Annotated in this window: 1 protein-coding gene (cut by a window edge); it reads left to right on the top strand. The window is 71.6% G+C overall.

Annotated features, from left to right (window positions below):
• A protein-coding gene (locus ACWY4P_RS21780) for a lonely Cys domain-containing protein (RefSeq protein WP_456212218.1) crosses the window boundary here: on the top strand, positions 1-21,104 show its 3' end. It extends 35,233 nt beyond the left edge of the window; the window shows 21,104 of its 56,337 coding nt (coding positions 35,234-56,337); its start codon lies beyond the left edge, outside the window; it ends in the stop codon at positions 21,102-21,104.

Below are 21,104 nucleotides of genomic sequence, written 5' to 3'. Positions count from 1 at the left end.
CCAGGTATATCCCGGAGGTCGTTGTCGATCCGGCGGTCTCGATTCCGGGTGAGCGACGGCAGACCCGGGCGGAGGCGGTGGCCAAGCGGAAGCTGGTCCGTGACCGGCTGGCGCGCACGGCCGAGCGGGGCGGTCCGATACCGCTACGGGAGCTTCTGGAAGACCTTCCGGGGTGGGAGATCACCGAACTCGGCCAGGGAGTCATCGTTGATCCTCCCGGTCTGGGGTATGACGGCCGCTCCTACCACCAGCCCACTCTGGGCACCCCGGCGTTCGGGTTCAGGGCGGCCCAGGACCACGCTCTTGGGCGGCTGTTGGCGCCGTACCTGCTGGATCTGTTCCTGGCGGGGCGGCAGACCGGGCAGCGGGCCGCCCGGCGACTCGTGACCCGGATCATGGGTGGCGACGAGGTACCGGCGAGGTTCCTGCCGTTCCTGTCGGTCATCCCGGATGTGGACGAGGTCTGGGGATACGCCTGGCAGATGTTCAACCAGGCCGCCGCCCAGCCGGCGAGCAAACCCCCGCAGCTGTTCAAGAACATGCTGCCGCTGCCGCTGCGGCATGCGCTCGACAGCGCCCGCCGGGCACTGCGGCCGGACACGCGAGGTTTTCTCGACGAGGATCACGACGCGCTCAGCAAGCTGGTTCACGACGAGCTGACGGCGGTGATGAGGCGTTATTTCCGGCGGTACAAGCCGGGCGAAGCCGTCCCGGACGGGTTCTTCGACATGGCGGTCGGCGACATGCCCTCCCCACGTGAGCAGGTGACCGCCGCGCTGACGGGGCGTACGTCCCAGGGGTGGCAGACCACCTCGTACGAGACGCTCGGCATGGCGGAGTTCCCGCTGGACACCGACGGTGCCCGGCTGTCGGTCGCGCTGCTGCTGGGTGAGTTCCGGGCGCTGGCGTTGGACGGCCCCACGATGACCGAGGAGCAGATCGAGCAGACCGACGCCGAACTGGCGGCCCTGGGCGAGCGGTTGTACCGGCGGGCGGTGGCGGCCTCGGTCCCGCTGCCCCCCGAGGAGCTGCGCCGGTCGGTGCAACGGATTCTGGACAACCGGGTGGTGCGGGACTTCTCCCGGTTCCTGCGGCTGGCCGTCGAGGGCGTGCCGCACGTGGACGGCGCGCCGCGGCGGCTGCTGACCGTGAGGGGCGAGCAGGAATCGGCCGAGGCGCTGGGTCTTTACGCCCTGGGCACCCCGTTGCCCACAGCCGATCCGTTGTATCGGCTGATGGCCGAGGTGGTGGGGGAGGCGTCCGCTTTCCTGGCGAACCGGACCGTGCCCGCCAGCGAGCGCGAGGACGTCAGTAAGGCTGTCAGGGGTGCGGAGAAGGCGCTGAAGGTTCTCCGCGAGGCGCCGACGCCGCCCGCGATCGGGTGGCCGGCGGAGATCGTGGCGCTGGACGGGTCCAGAGTTCCCGCGGCCCGGGTGTGGCACGTGAAGCACTCGAACCGTTCGGGCGCGCCGGTGGGGGTGTCGCTGCGCGGGGGCGGGGTGTGGCTGGGGCGGCAGGAGTCCTACGGCCTGCTGCCGGAGGTGGGCCACGTCACGGAGGTCCGGTGGGAGCAGCCGGACGGCAGCGCGGAGACGCCGGTGGTGGTGTCGGAGGGCCCGTGGGAGAAGGCGCCGTTCGGCAGGCTGTTCCTGCTCGGTTTGGACGGGGACGGGACCGCGGCGTGGTTGCCGGTGCGGTCCGAGGACGGTTCGGGTGTTTCGGGTGTGGCGTTCGGCTACAAGGGGGTGATCGATTATCTCTTCGCGCGTGCGCCGGAGTTGACGGAGACGTCGTGGGACACGGATGTGCTGGTGGCGGGTGCGGATGTGGCGGGCCCGTATGCGGCTGGTCGTGATCCGCTGGAGTGGCCGCCGGCCGGTCAGGCGCTGGCCAACGGCACCGGTTTTGACCGGGGGGTGTGGGCTTCCGCCCTGGGGCTGGAGTTCGGGTTCGCCTCGGGTGTCGAGGAGGTGGTGGGCGAGGACGGTGTCACCCGGCAGGTGCCGGTGGTGCGGCTTCAGATGGCGGAGGGCGACCGGCTGGTGGGGTTCCGTCGGGAGCCGTCGTCGGTGCAGTTGGCGGTGTCGGCTGAGCGGGTGACCGGTGATCGGAGGCGGGCTGGGGATGTGCAGCGGTGGTGGCGGGCGGTCCGGCTGGTGTACGGGCCGTTGCTGGAGAAAGACGGGGCGGCGTTTGACGCTGTGCTGCGTGGTTTCCGCGCGCTGGATGAGTGGCGGGCGCGTCGGGGTGACGCTTCCCCGCTGACCTGGCGCCGTCTGCGGGCCCTGACCGACGAGCACTTCGTCTCCTCCGGGCAGTCGGCCCCGCCACTGGCTCAGGCGTTGCCGCAGTTCCTGGAGTGGTCCGCGGGCGAGGTCGGGATGGACCTGGACCTCCTTGGCTTCGATCTGACGCCGCGGTATGAACCCCGGCGGGCGTGGGAGGAGGCCCCGGAGACCTCGGTGGCGGGCCGGGCGGGTACCGCCGGTGGGCCGGGAGGCCCCGGGCGCCGTGGCCTTCCACGGTGGTCGGATGTGCGGCGGCTGGGTTCGCGTCTGGGGGGCTTGCGGGGCGGTTCGCCGGATGCGGGTGTGGATCCGCTGGCGGCGCACTGGCCGATCGGGCGTGTGGTGACGGTGGCGGGGCCGCGGTCTGCCGCGCTGGTGGAGGTGCCTGCCGCCGAGGCGTCTGCTGGGGTGTCCGCGGGCAAGGGGAAGGGCCGGGAGGAGTGGTTTGGTTTCGAGCGTCGGGCGGATTCTCGTTCGGAGCCGTTGGGTTACGAGGTCAGTGACGCGGGCCGGGTCCGGCTTCCCGGTGGTCCTGATGGTGTGGGGCGGGTGCTGGAGCCGGAGGGCTGGCGGCGGTTCGGTGCCGATTTCCTGCATGAGCCCAGTGGCGCGCTGCTGTACGGGGACAGCGGGTGGATCGGGCGTGCGGCCAACGCGGCCGAGGTGCTGGAGGCTTTCCCGACGGTGCCGTACACGCTGTCCGCGGATTCCTCGGGTCTGCTGCTGGTGCCCGACGAGCGGGAAACCGGTGCTACAGCGGTCCGTATCCCGCTGATGGAGGCACCGCCCACACCAGCCCTCCCGGCCCCGGCCTCCCCGCGGCAGTTCGAGGCCCTCGACGGGGCTGTCAGGGGGGTCGCACAGCTCCCCGCCGCCCGGCCACTCACCGGGGAGGCCACCGACTCCGCCGACCGAGTGCTGGCCGCGCCGGTCGCCCCGCCGGCGCCCGCGTCACCCGCCCCGGAGACGGCCGAGCCACCCGCCCCGGACGAGGCGGCGGCGGAGCGGTTGTTGGAGGCTCTGCACGGGCGGGACCTGCGGTTCCGGAGCAGCCCGTTCGCCGTGGATGTGGTGGCTCGTCATGTGCTGCGTCTGCCGGAGGACGCGTCGGTGGTTCAGGCGGTGCGTGCGGAGTTGTTCGGGTTGGTGCGGGATGCGGAGGCGGATGGGCGTGCGGGGAGTCTGGCGGCGCTGGGGGCGTTCCATCTGGAGAGGCTGGGGGCGGCCGGGTCGGCCCGGAGCGGTCACTTCACGCAGGGGGAACACCGGATTCCGGGCCTGAACTGGCTGGAGTCGGACGCCCTGGATCTGGACACGGACCGGAGCGAGGTCCTGGTTCCGCCGGCGGGCGGCTCCCCGGCTCCTGGCGGTGGTCCTGGGCGGGAGACGCCGTGGCCGAAGGGGACGCGGCCGTATGTCGTCGGGGGCGACGGCAGCAAGGACGGCAAGGTGGTGGTGCGGCTGCCGGACCGTTCGACGCTGGAGGTGGATGTCGAGGAGTTCGTGGAGCTGGTGGCGGCGGATGTGGCGCGGGCGGTTCTGCCGCCGGGCACCCCGATCGTGGTGGCTGTTCCGTTCCAGGGCCGGTATGGGCCGTTGTTGCAGGAGCTGGCGGATCGTACGGGTCTGGTGGTGTGGCCGCACAGCGGTGAGGTGAAGGTCAGTCCGTTGGCCGGCGGGAAGGGCCGTATCGACACGGTCGTCGGGCGGCCCGGGGTTCCCAAGGGTGCCTGGTTCCCGCTCCGGCCCGGCCAGGGGCCGGTTCTCCATGCCGGCCTGCCCGACTGGTACCGCAACGTGGTGATGTGGCCGATGGTCAGCGAGGCGATCGGCGAGCAGATGGGCCACTCCTCGTTTCGCCCCACCGAGTACGCGGAGACATTCGAGGCGAACGAACGCCACAGCGACCGGATGACGACGTACGTCGACTTCCGCTTCGCCTCGGAGACCGTTTCACCGGAGCAGGAGTTGCCGCGTCCGGGTCCCGAGGGCAGTCCGTTCCCCGAGGCCGACGCGCTCCGCATCAGCGCGCATGGCATCCCGGGCTACATGGCCGTGGCGGTCCGGAGCGGGGACCGCGTGTACCACCGCTCCCTCGACAAGGACGAGGCAGCGGCGTGGGTGGCGTGGCTGGTGTCCGGGCTGCCCAAGGACCGCTGGATCGACCTCGCCTGCTGCTGCCTCGCCTCCCCCAAGGACAGCGACAGGCCGGATCCCGACGTGGGATCCCTCTTCTACCGCGAAGTGTTCGTGGCCGATCCGCTGCGGGAGCTGTCTCCGGGACAGCACATCGTGAACAAGGCGCGGCGCTGGGCGCGTGTCTCCTACGGCCCGCAGTCGGAGATGAAGCTGCAGAGGAACGGCAAGTACGTGCGGGCCCTGTTCGCCGATGCCCAGGGGCGGGCCCGGGATTGGGAGCTGCCGCGGCCGGATCCGGAGGGTGCGGAGCTGGACCGGCTTGCGGTGGTGGCCCGGTTGCACTCGGGGAGTGGCCTGGTGTCGGCGGAGGTGCGGGAGCGGACGCTGATTGCGCTGCGGGCGCTGAAGTTGATGTTCGGGGTGTATGTGGAGGACGGTGCCGGTTTCGGGGAGCTGCTGCGGGGTGTGGCGGCGGTGGACGAGATGTGGCTGGCCGACCGGGAGTTCCGGCGGGTGGGTCCGCTGACGCTGGATCTGCTGTCGCGGGTGATCGAGGCGCGTCCGGAGGCGGCGTCCGGGGTGGATCAGGATGTTGCCCGCCGGGTGCTGGCCGCGGCGGCGGCGTGGTGGGATGCACGGCCGCGTGGTCCGCGGGGCGAGCGTGTGGATATGCCGTGGGACTTCGTGGAGCTGCCGGTGGTGCGGCTGGGCGCGCAGTGGGTGCGGGGGGATGAGGCGAGGTCCGAGGCTGCCACCGTCCTGAATCTGCCCGAACCCCGCCCGTTGGGTGAGGCGCAGCGGCTGCGGATGCTGTGGGCGTGGGTGAAAACCATGGACCTGCTGAGCAAGCCTGGTGTGGACGTGGACGATCTCGCCATACGGGTGCTCCACCTGGCCCCGGGCGTCGGCGTCGGGGAGTCGAAGCGTGAGGACCTGCGGACCTTGCTCACCCGGGCGTTCGCCGTGGGGCAGGACGCGTCCGACACGGACGCGGCGGCCGCGTACCACCTGGAGGTGAACTTGGCGTTCATCGCCACCGACAGGGACACGGTCCTGGACGGGGTCGAGGGGAACGGCCTTGACTTCACGGGGGAGTCGTGGCCGCGGGTGAACCTCGCGCAGATCCGTACGTCCGGCGGGCTGGTGGACGCGCCGTGGCGGAACCGGAACCGGAAGCGGCAGGCGACCGAGCCGGTCCCCTACCTGGTGCGGATCGAACAGGACCCGCAGGACCCGTACATCATCGAGCTGGACATCGACGGCCGTGTGTTCCGGATATCGGTCATTGAGTTCCTGCAGCTGATGGCGAACGACCCCATCCTGACAGCCAAGGGAAAGGGCACCAAGATCGTCCTGTCGCACGCCAGGACCGCTCCCCGCATCTACGTCGTGGCGTGGTTGCTGGCGCAGGGGCTTGGCCGTCCTGTGCTGTGGACCAACGACCGGACGGACCTGTCCGGCACGGACGACCAGGGCGCGCCGGTGCTCACCGTGCCCGCCGGAGCGGCCTCCGCCGCCGTCTGGCAGGAGGCGCTGCCGGAGCCCCCGCCGCCGGGCACCCAGAACGCCCCGCGCCCGGTCCCGCGGCCGCTCCCCAGGTCTTCCGGGCTTCCCGCTCCCGCGGCGGCCCCGCCCGCGGCTACGACGACTACGACGGCGGCGACCGTGCCCTCGGCGGCTCCGGCGAAGCTCCACGGCGGCCCCACCAGGAGCGCGCCCCCCGGGCCGGCCGACGGGACCGGCGCGGCCGGTGAGGCCCGCGGGACCGGCGAGGCCGGTGAGGTCGCGGCCCCGGGCGTGCCGTGGGCTTCGGGCGCGGACGGTGCCGGGTCGCGGGGGTCGGTGCGGGAGTTGTCGGTGCCGTCCACGCCCGTGTCCGGGGACTCCGACTCCGCTGCGCGGGTGTTCGTCGCGCCGTACGCCCCGCAGGCGTCCGAGCCGCCCGCCTCGTACGCCCCGCCGGCGGCCGCGCCTCTCGCGCCGTCTGCCTCGCTCGCTCCGCAGAGGTCCGTGCCGTCCGCCGAGCTGCCGCCGCTGAGTGTGGTGGAGTTGGCGCCGGACGGGACGGGCCTGTCCGGGCACGGGCAGTTGGCCCTCAGCATGCCGGTGTTCCAGGTGGCGGCTGCTGGTCTGCGGAACTGGCAGGCGGGTGCCGCGCTGCCGCGGGCTGACATCACCGGGTACGGCGCGGATGTCGCTGATGGTGGTGAGTGGCGCGCGCGGGCCGTGTACGCGGAGTTCACCCGCGAGCTGGACCAGGTGCTGGGCGTTCTCCAGGGGACCCCGGTCGAGGGGGTGGCGCGGCTGGCCGCGGCGGACTTCCCGATCTCCGTGCGGTGGGCTCCGGGCGGGCCTTCCGATGAGGTGGTGGCGCTTGTCGGTGTGGAGCGTGGGGTGCTGGAGCGGCAGGCGACGGTCGGCTTCACCCTTTCCCCGGACGCGGCCGCGATGGAGCGGTTGGAGGCTCTGCAGAGGCGGGACCGGAGGCTGCGGAACGAGCTGTTCGACGTGGATGTGCTGGCGCGTCGGGTGTTGCATCTGCGGGCGGGTGCGCCGGTGGATCAGGCGGTGCGTGCGTCGTTGTTCGGTCTGGTGACGGCTGCGGAGGCGGCGGGGCGTGCGGGCAGTCTGGCGGCGCTGAGTGCGTTCTATCTCGACTGGCTGGGGGCGGTCGGGCCGGCGCAGAGCAGTTACTTCACGGTGGGGGGAGACCGGGTCCCGGGTGTCAACTGGCTGGGCCCGGAAGTCATGGGGCCGATGGACGGCCTGGAGCTGGACACGGACTGGAGCGATGTCCTCGCGCCGCAGGCGGACGGTTCCCTGACCGTCGTCGGCGGTTCCAGGCGGGAGACGCCGTGGCCGAAGGGGACGAGGCCGTACGTCGTCGGGGGCGACTGGCATGCCGGGGAGGTGGTGGTGCGGCTGTCGAACGGTTTGAGGGTGGGTGTGGATGTCGAGGAGTTCATCGAGCTGGTGGCGGCGGATGTGGCGCGGGCGGGTCTGGCGCCGGGCACCGAGCTGGTGCTGGCCGTTTCCTTCCTGGGCCGCCACGTCGAGCTGTTGCAGAAGCTCGCGGACCGTACCGGCCTGGTGGTGCGGGCGCACAGCGGTGAGGTCTCGTTCAGCGTGCGGGTCGACGGGAAGGCCGGTATCGACACGGTCACCGGGCGGCCGGGGGTCCCCGTGGGTGCCTGGGTTCCGATCAGGCCGGGTCAGGGGCCGGTTCTGGATGAGAGTGTGCCCGACTGGTACCACAACGTGGTGCTGTGGCCGATCGTCAGTGAGGCGAAGGGTGAGCAGATCGGCCACTCCTCGTTCACCCCCGCCGAGTACGCGCGGAACTTCGAGGAGGGGGAGCGCCACAGCGACCAGACAACGGCGTTTGTCAACTTCTACCGCTCCTCGAAGGCCCAGTCGATGGAGCAGGTGCTGCCGCGTCCGGGTCCCGAGGGCAGTCCGTTCCCCGAGAGCCACGCGCACCGCATCGGCATGCATGGCTTGCCGGGCTACGTACTCCTGGCGATGCGGGACGGGAACAGGACGGTCACCCGCCTCGTCAGCGAGGACGAGGCGGTGGCGTGGGTGAAGTGGCTGGTGTCCCGGCTGCCCAGGGACCGCTGGCTTGACCTCCTCTGCTGCTGGATCGCCTCCCCCGAGGACAGCAACAGACCAGGTCCCGCCCGCAGGAACGACTTCTCTCCCGCGGTGTTCGTGGCCAATCCGCTGCGGGAGATCTCTCTGACGCAGCGCATCGTGAACGCGACGCGGTTCTGGGCACGTTCCTCCTACGGCGAGCAGGGCATAGCGAAGCTGAAGGCGAACGGCACATACGCGAGGGGCCTGTTCACCGATTCCCAGGGGCGGGCCCGGGGGTGGGAGCTGGGGCGGCCGGAGCCGGAGGGTGCGGACCTGGAGCGGCTTGCGGTGGTGGCCGGGCTGCACTCGGGGAATGGCCCGGTGCCGGATGCGGTGCTGGAGCGGACGCTGGATGCGTTGCGGGCGCTGAAGTCGATGTTCGGGGTCCATGCGGAGGACCGTGCGGACTTCGGGGAGCTGCTGCGCGGTGTGGCGGCGGTGGACTCGATGTGGCGGGCCGACGACGACTTCCGGCAGGCGGGTCCGCTGACGCTGGATCTGCTGTCGCGGGTGTTCGCGGCGCGTCCGGAGGCCGTGTCCGGAGTGGACCAGGACGTCGCCCGGCGGGTGCTGGCCGCGGCGGCGTCGACGTGGGAGACGCGGCCCGTCGGCCCGCGGGGGGAGCGTCCGGGGCTGCCGTTGCGGGAGTTCGTGGACCTGCCGGTGGTGCGGGAGGCCGCCGAGTGGCTGGACGGGCCTGACGCGGAGAACGAGGCCGCCACCGCCCTGAACCTGTCCGGTCGGTGGACCGAGGCGGAGCGGTCGCGGATGTTCTGGGCGCGGGTGAAGACGATGGACCTGCTGAGCCCACTCGACGAGGTGGACGCGGACGACCTCGCCCAGCGGGTGCTCCATCTGGAACCGGACTTCGATGTGGACGAGTCGGAGCGCAACGACATGCGGTCCACACTCACCTGGGCGTTCGCGGTGGGGCGGGACGCGTCCGACACGGATGTGGCGGCCGCGTTCGACCTGGAGGTGTACGGGGCGTTCAAGAACACCGGTATGGACACGGTCCTGGACGGGGCCCGGGGGAGTGCTCGTGACTTCTCGGGGGAGCCGAGGCCACAGTCGGCGGTGAGCCTGGCGCAGGTTCGCGACGTCGGCGGTCTGGTGGACGCGCCGTGGCGGAACCCGGCCCCGGCCCCGGCCCCGAACCCGGCCCCGAACCCGGAACAGCAAGCGGCCGTGAAGGTCCCCCACCTGGTGCGGGCCGATCTGGACCCGCAAAATCCGGACATCATCGTGCTGACCATAGAAAACACCGAGTTTCGAGTGCCGGTCGATGAGTTCCCGGAGGTGATGGCGAACGACCCCGACCTGACAGCCAAGGGAGTGGGCACCGAGGTCGTCTTCTCGCACGCCGGGCTGAGTGTCGACGTCGGCGAGGTGGCGCAGCGGCTGGCGCAGCGGCTGGGCCGTCCGGTGTGGTGGACCGAGGCCCCGACGGACCTGTCCGGCGAGGACGACCAGGGCAATCGGGTGCTCACCGTGCCCGCCGGAGCGGCGTCCCGCGCCATCTGGCACAAGGCGGAGGTGGAACTCTCGCAGCTGCCCATCGAGGACGCCCCGCGCCCGGTCCCTCGGCCGCTCCCGCTCTCGCTCGGCGCGCCCCCCGGGTCTGCCACTCCCGCGACGACCTCGGCTCTGCCCTCGGCGGCTGTGGCCGTGGGGGCTCCGTACGGGGCGGACGAGGACGGGACGGCGACGCTCCACGGCGGCCCGGCCCTCGCCCCGGCCCCCGCTCCCCGGGTGCTGGGCCGTGGGGAGTTGGAGGGCCTGGTGGATGGTGTGGCGGTGTCGGTGCCGTCGGGTGGTGTGTCGGAGCGGCGGTGTCTGGAGCTGTTGGATGCGTTGCGGGATGAGTTGCATCCGGGCGGGTTGCTTGCGTCGGGTGTGCGGGCGGGGGGTGTGGTGGATGAGTCGGTGCTGGATCGGGGTGACGCGGCGTCTCGTCTGGTGGTGGGTCCTGGGTGGGGTCGGGTGGGGTCGTGGGGTGCGGTGGCGGATGCGCTGGAGAAAGCGCGGCTCGCGGGGCCGGGTTCGGTGGCGTTGGTGTTGGCGCGGCGGCCGGGGTCGGTGTCGTTGGAGCGGGGGCGGCGGCCGGAGGGCGGGTTGGGGCATGCGTTCGCGGCGTATCACACGGCGGATGGTGTGGTGTGGGTGGACGCGTCGAAGCGCAAGGGGCGCCGGGTGTCGACGGATCCGCCGGATGTGGCGCTGTTGTTTGACGCGCAAGCGGTGGTGGTGGGTCCGTCCGGGCGGGTGGTGGCGGACGCGCTGGAGCCGTTCGTGGAGTCGTCGTCGGTGGCACAGGCGTTGCTGGACGGGGCGGTGCGTGATGAGTACGGGGCCTTCGGCCCCGAGATCGAGTACCGGTATCCGCTCGATATCGGTCCCCTCCCTGATGACGTTCTGCGGAGGCTCGGCATCCGCATTCCGGAGCCCCCGGACGAGCCCGATTTCATGAAGGTGATGCTGGCGCAAGGCCCTGGGGTCAAGATCGTCGTCGACAAAATCTTCCAATGGCGCCACCCCGACTCCCCGATGCCTTTTGATAATGCGTCCCAAGCGCCCCCAGGGAGCGAACGGGTCGTTATCTACATCCCGGAGGTCGTCGTTGATCCGGCGGCCTTGGTTCCGGGTGAGCGGTGGCAGTCGCTGGAGGAGGCGAGGGCCCGGCGGGGGCTGGTGCGTGACCGGCTGGCGCGGACGGGCGTGGCCGGGCGGGGCGGGCGGCCGATACCGCTGAGGGAGCTTCTGGGTGATCTGCCGGGGTGGGAGATCACCGAGGTCGGCCAGGTGACCACGGTCTTTCCCCTCGCCGTGGGCCACAACGGCCGCTCCTACGGGCAGTTCTCCCTGGGTACCGCCGCGGTGGGCCGCACGATGCTCTGGCACCACTCCATCGATCGGATGTGGCCCAGGGAACTGCGGCATCTGGCCTGGGCGGGGCGGGACTTCGGGCGGCGGGTCGCCGGGGAGCTGGCGAGCAGGATCACTGGCCGTGGTGAGGTGCCGGTGGAGCTGGTCGCGTTCTTGTCGGCCATTCCGGATGTGGACGAGGCCTGGGGGTACGCGTGGCGGGCGTTCACCCACGTCGCCGCCAGGCCGCTCAACGTCACGTACCCGCAACTGCTCAAGAACTGGCTGACGGTGGCGTCGCGGCACGCGTTCGACAGTGACAGGCGGGCTCTGCGGCCTGGCACGAGGGGCTTCCTTGATGAGCGTCATGACGGGCTCAGCGCGATCACCCACGACATGCTGAAGGTCGAAATGGAGCGCCATTTCCGGCTCTTCAAGCCGGGCGGGGGGGCTGTTCCGGAGGGGTTCTTCGACGTCGAGGTCCGCGATCCCGAAGTCGGTGATGTTCCGTCCGCGCGTGAGCATCTGACTGCCGCGTTGACGGGGCGTACGTCCCAGGGGAGGCGGATCGGCACGTACGAGTCGGTCGGCATGGACGAGTTCCGGGCCCTGGACACCAGTGGCGGCCGGCTGCTGGTCGCGCTGATGGTGGACGAGTTTCGGGCGTACGGGTTCGACCACCGGTGGGTGACCGAGGAGCAGATCGAGCAGGCCGAGGCCGAGTTGGCGGAATTCGGCAGGGCGATGTACGAGCGGGCGGTGGCGGCCTCGGTTCCGCTGCCTCCCGACGTGCTGAGCCGGTCGGTGGAGCGGATTCTGGGCGACCCGGTGGTCCGGGGATTCGCCCCGTTCCTGACCTTGCTCGACGAGGGCATCCCGCGGGCGGACGGCCCGAATCTGCGCATTCTGGGCGAGCTGGACGGGATGACCGCGGCCGACGCGCTGGGCCGTTATGCCCTGGGGCATGTCCGGTTGTCCGCGGACAGTCCGGCGTATCGGCTGGCGGCCGCGACGGTGGAGAAGGTGTCCGGGCTTCTGGCGGCCGGGGCCGTGCCTGCTGGTGAGCGTGCGCGTGTCGAGGAGGCGGTCCAGGGCGCGCGGGAGGCGTTGAGGGTCCTGCGTGAGTCGCCGGCACCGGCCGTGATCGAGTGGCCTGCGGAGATCGAGGCGCTGGATGGTACCGGGGTTCCGGTGGATCAGGTGTCGCAGGTGCAGCACCTGAATGCGTCGGGTGTGCAGGTGGGGGTGTCGCTGCGCGGAGCCGGACCGTGGAGGGGGCGCCAGCAGTCCTACGGTCTGCTGCCAGAGGTGGAGCACTATACGGAGGTGCGGTGGGCGCCGCCGGAGGGCAGATGGGGCCGGGCATCGGCGGTGGTGGCGGAGGGCCCGCGGAAGAAGGCGCCGTTCGGCAAGGTGTTCCTGGTCGGTGTGGACGGGGACGGGACCGTGGCACGGTTGCCGGTCCAGGGTGGGTCGATTGTGTCGTTCGTCTACGAACGGGTGGTGGACTATCTCTTCGCGCGTGTGCCGGCGTTGACGGCGGCGTCGTGGGATACGGCTGTGTGGTGGGCGGGCGCGGATGTGGCGGGTCCGTATGCGCGTGGTCGTGATCCGCTTCAGTGGCCGGTGGCGGGTCAGGTGCTGTCCAACCGCTTTGACCGGTGGTTGTGGACCTCTGCTCTGGGTGGGGAGCCCGGGTTCGCCACGCGTAGGGAGGCGGACGGGCACGGTGGGCAGAAGCAGGTCACGTGGCTTCGGCTGGAGGAGGGTGACTCGCTGGCGGGGTTCCGTCCGGAGCCGTCGTCGGTTCAGCTGGCTGTATGGGCTGAGCGAGTGGCGGGTGATCGGAGGCGGGCTGGGCATGTGGCGCGGTGGTGGCGGGCGGTCCGGCTGGTGTACGGGCCGCTGCTGGAGGATGACGAGGCGGCGTTCGAGGCTCTGCTGCGTGGTTTCCGGGCGTTGGATGAGTGGCGGGCGGGCCGGGGGGATGCTTCCCCGCTGACCTGGAGTGGTCTGCTGGATGTGGTCAACCCGTACATGGATCTGGTCAACGCGCACGTCTCCGAGTCCGGGCAGGCCCCGCTGGTGTGGTGGCAGGTGCTGCCGTTGGCTCTGGTGTCGGCCGCGGGTGAGGTCGGGGTGGAGCTGGAGCTGTCCCGCCTCGATCTGACGCCGCGGTATGTCGCTGAGCGGGCGTGGGAGCAGGCTCCGGAGCCCTCGGTGGCGGGCCGGGCGGGTGCCGCCCTGGAGGCGGCCGAGGGCTCCGGCGGGGCCGCGGCCCCGGGTGTGCCCGGGGTTTCCGGTGCGGACGGTGCCGGGGCGCGGGCGTCGGTGCGGGCGCTGTCGGTGCCGTCTACATCCGCGTCGGGGGACTCCGCTGCGCGGGTGTTCGTCGCGCCGGTCGCCCCGCAGACGTCCGAGCCGCCCGTCTCGCTCGCTCCACAGCCGACCGCGCTACCTGCGCCTCCCGCCGCGCTCGCCCCGCAGGCGCCCGCCCCGCTCGCTCCGCAGGCGGCCGTGTTGCCTCCCGAGTTGCCGCCGTTGAGCGTGGTGGATTTGGCGCCGGACTGGACGGGCCCGTCCGCGAACGGGCAGCGGGCCATCAGGGCGCTGGCGCTGAAGGTGGCGTCTGCCGGTATGCGGAACCGGGAGGTGGGCGCGGCGCTGCCGCGGATTGTCATCACCGGGTACGGTGCCGATGTCGCTGGTGGTGGCGAGTGGCGGGCGCGGGCTGTGTACGCGGTGTTCATGGGCCATCTGAAGCAGGTGCTGGACATCCTTCAGGTGTTGTCCGAGGGGGAGGAGCGGCTGGCCGCGGAGGACTTCCCGTTCTACGTGCAGTGGGCTCCGGGGGAACCCTCGGACGAGATGGTCGCGCTTGCCGGTGTGCCGCGTGAGGTGCTGGGGCGGCAGGCGACGGTCGGGTTCGCCCTCTCTCCGGACGCGGCGGCGGCGGAGCGGCTGGAGGCTCTGCACAAGCGGGACCGGGCGCTGCGGGGCGATCCGTTCGATGTGGATGTGGTGGCTCGTCGGGTGCTGCACCTGCCGGAGGGTGCGCCGGTGGACCTGTCGGTGCGTGCGGGGCTGCTCGGGCTGGTGGTGGAGGCCGAGGCGGCCGGGCGGGCGGGGAGCCTGGCGGCGCTGCGCGCGTTCCACCTCGAGAGGCTGGGGGCGACCGGACCGGCCCAGCGCGGCTACTTCACGGTGGATGGACACCGGGTGCCGGGTATCAACTGGCTGGGACCGGACGTCATGGGGGCCATGGATGGCCTGGAGCTGGACACGGACTGGAGCGATGTCCTTACGCCGCAGGCGGATGGTTCCCTGGCCCTCGGCGGCGGCCCCGGGCGGCAGACGCCGTGGCCGAAGGGGACGCGGCCGTATGTCGTCGGGGCCGACTGGCGGGACGGGAAGGTGGTGGTGCGGCTGCCGGACGGTTCGACGGTGGATGTGGACGTCGAGGAGTTCATCGAGCTGGTGGCGGCGGACATCGCGCGGGCGGGTCTGCCGCCGGGCACCCCGATTGTGCTGGCCATTCCCTTCCTGGGCCGCCATAGTGCGCTGTTGCAGAAGCTCGCGGACCGCACTGGCCTGGTGGTGCGGGCGCACAGCGGTGAGGTGAAGGTCAGCCCGCGGCCTGACGAGAAGGGCGATATCGGCAAGGTCGGCATCGACACGGTCACTGGACGGCCGGGAGTCCCCACGGGCGACTGGGTTCCGCTCCGGCCGGGTCAGGGGCCCGTTCTCGATGACAGCGTGCCCGGCTGGTACCACGACGTGGTGATGTGGCCGGTCGTCAGCGAGGCGATCGAAGAACAGGTCGGTTACGCCTCGTTCGAGCCCGGCGAGTACGCGAGGGACTTCGAGGAGCCGAGCCGCCAAGCGGACCGGATAACGACGTTCACCCACTACCACAGCGCCTTGAACGCCCATGCCCTGGAGCAGGAGCTGCCGCGTCCGGGTCCCGAGGGCAGTCCGTTCCCCGAGAGCGACGCGTACCGCATCACCCTGCATGGCTTGCCGGGCTACGTGGTTCTGACGCTGTGGGACGGGAACGGCGTGGTCGAGCGCTTCCTCGGCGAGGATGAGGCGGTGGCGTGGGTGACGTGGCTGGTGTCCCGGCTGCCCAAGGACCGCTGGCTGGACATCTCCTGCTGCTGGATCGGGTCGCCCAAGGACAGCAACAGCAGGGGTCCCGCCCACAGGGGCACCTTCGCCCCCGAGGTGTTCGTGGCCGATCCGCTGCGGCAGGTCTCTCTGGCGCAGCGCATCATGAACGCGACGCGACGCTGGGCGCGTGTCTCCTACGGCCCGCAGGGGCTGGGAAAGGTGGACGGCAAGTACGTGCGGTCCCTGTTCGTCGATCCCCAGGGGCGGCTGCGGGAGTTCGCCCCGGGCCGGCCGGAGCCGGAGGGCGCGGAGCTGGACCGGCTCGCGGTGGTGGCCGGGCTGCACTCGGGGGCCGGCGCGGAGCCGGCGGCGGTGCGGGAGCGGACGCTGATTGCGTTGCGGGCGCTGAAGTTGATGTTCGGGGTCCATGTGGAGGACCGCGCCGATTTCGGGGACCTGCTGCGCGGGGTGGCGGCGGTGGATTCGATGTGGCTGGCCGACCCGGACTTCCGGCGGGCGGGTCCGCTGATGCTGGATCTGCTGCGGCAGGTGATCGCGGCTCGTCCGGAGGCCGCGTCCGGGGTGGACCAGGACGTCGCTCGCCGGGTGTTGGCCGCGGCGGCGACGGCGTGGGAGACACGGCCCCGCGGCCCGCAGGGGGAGCGCGTGGAGCTGCCGTTGCGGGAGTTCGTGGACCTGCCGGTGGTGCGGGAGGCCGCCGAGTGGCTGGACGGGGATGAAGCGAAGGCCGAGGCCGTCACCGTCCTGAAGCTGTCCCGCCCCCGTCCGATGGTTGAGGCGGAGCGGTCGCGGATGCTCTGGGCGCGGGTCAAGACCATGGAACTGCTGAGCACAACCGAGATGGAGCTGGACGACCTCGCCCAGCAGGTGCTCCACATGGACCCGGCCTTCGACGTGGACGAGTCGAACCTCAACAAGCTGCGGGCCACGCTCACCCACGCGTTCGCCGTGGGGCGGGACGCGTTCGACACGGACGTGGCGGCCACGTTCAACCTGGAGGTGCACGGGGCGTTCGATGACGCCGCCACCGGCATGGACACGGTCCTGGACGGGGCCAAGGGGAGCGGTCGTGACTTCACGGGGGAGCCGCGCCCGCAGTCGAGGGTGAACCTGGCGCAGGTCATTACGTCAGGCGGTCTGGTGGACGCGCCATGGCGGAACCGGAATCCGAACCAGCAGGCGGCCGCGAAGGTCCCCCACCTGCTGCGCGCCGAACTGGATCCACAGGACCCGGACACCATCCTGGTGGCCATCGGAGGCAGGGACTTCCGGGGGCCGATCAGTGAGTTCCTGGAGGTGGTGGCGAGCGACCCCACCCTGACAGCCAAGGAAAGGGGCACCGAGGTCGTCTTTTCGCACGTCGGGCTGGGTACCGCCGCCGACGAGGTGGCGTGGATGCTGGCGCAGCGGCTGGGCTGTCCCGTGTGGTGGATCGACGCCCCGACGGACCTGTCCGGCAAGGACGCCCAGGGCAATCCGGTGCTCACCGTGGCCGCCGGAGCGGCCTCCGGCGCCGTCTGGCAGAAGGCGGCGGTGGAGCCCCCGCCGCGCGTCCAGCACGCCCCGCTCCCGGTCCCACGGCCGCTCCCGCTCCCGCTCGGCGCGCCCCCCGGGCCTCCCGCTCCTACGACGGCCCCGCCCGCGACGACCACGGCTACGACGACGGCAACGACTACGACGACTGTGCCCTATGCGGCTCCGGCCGTGGCGGACGCGGAGGGGATGGCGGCGCTCCACAGTGGCCCCACCGGGGTGGCGGGCCGTGCGGGCGCGGCCGACCCGCCGGTGGAGCGGGCGTCGTCGGGGCAGGCGATGCCCGGTCTGGGGGACTCCGACTCCGATTCGCGGGTGTTCGTCGCGCCGGTCGCCCCGCGGGCACCCGCGTCCCCCGCCCCGCTTGCCTCGGAGACGGCGGAGATCCCCATCGTGCTTGCCTCGGAGGCGGTGGAGGTCCCCATCGTGCTTGCCTCGGAGACGGCGGAGATCCCCATCGCACTTGCCCCGGAGGCGGCGGAGATCCCCATGATGCTCGCCCCGGAGACGGCCGCCGCGTCGCAGTCCCCGGACGAGGTGGCGGCAGAGCGGCTGTTGGAGGCTCTGCACGGGCGGGACCGGCGGTTCCGGAGCGGTCCGTTCGACGTGGACGTGCTGGCCCGTCATGTGCTGCGTCTGCCGAAGGGCGCGCCGGTGGACCAGACGGTGCGTGCGGAATGGTTCGGGCTGGTGCGGGATGCCGAGGCGGATGGTCGTGCGGGGAGTCTGGCGGAGCTGGGGGCGTTCCATCTGGAGAGGCTGGGGGTGACCGGGTCGGCCAAGAGCGGCCACTTCACGCTGTGGGGGCGCCGGGTTCCGGGTGTGAACTGGCTGGGGCTGGACGCCTTGGAGCTGGACACGGACTGGAGCGAGGTCCAGACGCCGCAGCCTGACGGTTCCCTGGCCCCCACCGGCCGCCCCATGCGGGAGACGCCGTGGCCGAAGGGGAAGTGGCCGTACGTCGTCGGGGCCGACTGGCGCGAGGACAAGAAGAAGGTGGTGGTGCGCCTTCCGGACGGTTCGACGCTGGACGTGGACATCGAGGAGTTCGTGGAGCTGGTGGCGGCGGACGTGGCGCGGGCGGGTCTGCCGCCGGGCACCCCGATCGTGGTGGCCGTTCCCTTCCTGGGCCGTCACAGTGCGCTGTTGCAGAGGCTTGCGGACCGTACGGGTCTGGTGGTGTGGCCGCACAGCGGTGAGGCGAAGGTCACCCCGCGGGGCGACGGGACGGGCGGTATCGACACGGTTGCCGGGCGGCCGGGGGTTCCCACGGGCGACTGGTTCCCGCTCCGGCCGGGCCAGGGGCCGGTTCTCGATGGCAGCGAGCCCGACTGGTACCCCGACGTGGTGATGTTGCCGACGGTCAGCGAGGCGAGCGGAGAGCGGATCGGCGTCGCCTCGTTCGACCCCGCCGAGTACGCGGAGGACTTCGAGAAGCCGGGCCGCCACAGCGACCAGATGACGACGTACTTCGACTACCACTTCGTCTTGGGCGATCTGGGGCCGGAGTTGGAGCTGCCGCGTCCGGGTCCGGAGGGCAGTCCGTTCCCGGAGGCCGACGCGTACCGCATCACCCTGCATGGCGTGCCGGGCTACATGGTGCTGACGGTGTGGAGCGGGAGCGGCGTGGTCGAACGCTTCATCGACGAGGGTGAGGCGGTGGCGTGGGTGACGTGGCTGATGTCCCGGCTGCCCAAGGACCGCTGGCTGGACATCTCCTGCTGCTGGATCGGGTCCCCCAAGGACAGCAACAGGCCGGGCCCCGCCGCGAGGGGCTACTTCGCTCCCGGGGTGTTCGTGGCCGATCCGTTGCGGGTGGTGTCTGTGGGGCAGCGCATCGTGAACGGGGCGCGGTGCTGGGCGCGTGTCTCCTACGGCCCGCAGGGGTTTGGGAAGGAGAACGGCAAGTACGTGCGGGCCCTGTTCGCCGATCCCCAGGGGCGGACTCGGGAGTGGGATCTGCTGCGGCTGGAGCCGGAGGGTGCGGAGTTGGAGCGGCTGGCGCGGGTGGCCGAGTTGCACTCGGGGCCTGATGCGGTCCCGGCGGAGGTGCTGGAGCGGACGCTGTATGGGTTGCGGGCGCTGAAGTCGATGTTCGGGGTCTATGCGCAGGACCGTGCCGACTTCGGGGAGCTGTTGCGGGGGGTGGCGGCGGTGGAGTCGATGTGGCTGGCCGACGACGACTTCAAGCAGGCGGGTCCGCTGATGCTGGATCTGCTGCGGCAGGTGATCGTGGCACATGCCGGGCCCGGGGTCATGGTGGATCAGGACGTCGTTCGCCGGGTGCTGGCCGCGGCGGCGACGGCGGGGAAGGCGGGGGTGCCGTTCCGGGACTTCGTGGACCTGCCGGTGGTGCGGCTGGCCGCGGGGTGGCTGAACGGGGGTGGTGCGCAGTCCGAGGCCGTCGACGCCCTGAAGCTGTCCGGCCCGGATCAGCAGTTGGGCGAGGTGGAGCGGTCGCGGATGTTCTGGGCGTGGGTGAAGACCATGGATCTGCTGAGCGCACCCGGCATGGACATGGATAAAGTGGACAAGCTGGCCGTGCGGGTGCTCCACCTGGGCCCGGACCACGACGTTGAGCCGCACCATCGCGAGCGCCTGCGGGTCAGGCTCACCCAGGCGTTCGCGGTGGGGCGGGACGCGTCCGACCCGGACGTGGCGGCCGCATACGCCCTGGAGGAGGAGTACGGGGCGTTCACGGGCACCGGCTTGGACACGGTCCAGGACGGGGCCCGGGGGAGCGCTCGTGACTTCACGGGGCAGCCGCGGTCAGGGACGGTGAACCTGGCGCAGATCCTTGCGCCCGGCGGTCTGAAGAACGCGCCGTGGCGGCACCAGGGCCCGAACCAGCAGGCGACCGAGCCGGCCCCCTACCTGGTGCGGATCGAACTGGACGAGCTGGATCCGGACAGCATCCTGCTGATCATCGGCGACGCTGTGCTCCAGATGCCGGTCCGTGAGTTCCTGGAGCTGATGGCGAACGACCTCACCCTGACCGGCAAGGAAGAGGACACCCTCATCGTCTTGTCGCACGCCTGGCCGGCTCCCGGCATCGGCGAGGTGGCCAGGCGGCTGGCGCAGCGTCTGGGCCGTGAAGTGGGTTGGACCGACACCCCGACGGACCTGTCCGGCAAGGATGATCAGAACCGGTCGGTGCTCACCGTGCTCGCCGCCTCCGACGCCGTCTGGCAGAAGGCGGAGGTGGAGGCCCCGCAGCCGCCTGTCCCCAACGCCCCGCGCCCCATCCCACGGCCGTACCCGCGCTCCGGGCCCCCCGGGCCTGCTGCCCCCACGGCGGCTCCGCCCACCACGGCCACGACGACCAGACCGACGGCTCTGGGCTCGGCAGCTCCGTCAGGGCTCGCTGCCGCCTCCTCCTCCGCCACACCGCCGGGTGAGAAGCCGGAGGACCCCGCGTCGTTCCTGGACGACGGGGTGCCTTCCGAGCCCGAGGAGTCCGCGCTGTCCGGGGCACCCCCCGCGTCGCCCTGGGACATGGCGCGTATCCGCTACGCCGAGGAGGCCCTCGACTACGAGGAGCGGCTGGCCACGTACCTGGCGGCCGACGAGCGGGTCAACGCGGAGTTCGCGAGGGTGGTGGAGGCGTTCTGGGCCCTTGTCCTGCACAACGGGATGGACTACCGGAAGTTCGGCAGCGAACTGCCGTCGGAGAACGGCGCGGTGGGGACGTCCTTCGAAAGCCTCCAGAGAGTCGTGGAATCGGGGAATCTGCGCGAGAGGGCGGACTTCCTCTTCGCCGGGGCGGCCAACGGGCTCCTTCCCGACCTCACGGGGGGCCCGGTGCGCAGGCATCCCGTGGTCATGGGGGAGCGCGACGACCGGCGGAAGACCGAGGCGTACACGCGCTACAAGCAGAGGACAGAGGAACTCCGCGCGCTGGGCATTGACGATGAGGTCATAGCGGAAGAGGTGGAGGACCTGATGGCGGTGGTGCGAACGCCGCTACGGCCGGAGGACGTCCGGCCCCCGCTGAGCCAGGACGAACGGCTGATCGCGGTCAGGGCCAGTGACGGGAAACTGCTCTGGATGCCCGCCGGGCTGTCCGAGGAGCTGCCGATGTCCGCCGGACTCCAGCAGCGTTCCCAGGAGAGCGGCGGTCTGGTGCTGACCGGCACCTCGGGTAGCACCCACTTCATCCTGACGCTCGTCGCCCGGCTGTCGAACCTCGCGAACTTCCCCGTGGACCTCGGCCTGATCAGGGCCGGGCTGGTCAGCACCATGGCGTACGTCGGCGACCACACCTTCCACGAGGTGATGGCCGGTGCCCAGCTCGTCCTGGACGAGGTCGCCCACCCGGGGGTCCCGGACTACGTGGACGACCGGTACCGGTACCGGAACGTCTATCCATTGACCGAGGAGGAGCTGCGGGCCCACGTCGCGCGCGACGGGCGCTTCCCCGACGAGCACGCCCTGGCGCTGTTCGCCGAGCTGGACGACGGGGCCGAGGAGGGATCGGAGAGCGATGACGGCGATGACAGCTCAGACCGGTGA

The sequence above is a fragment of the Streptomyces sp. LZ34 genome, assembly GCF_053890475.1.
This window is presented reverse-complemented; position numbering and strand designations above follow the sequence as displayed.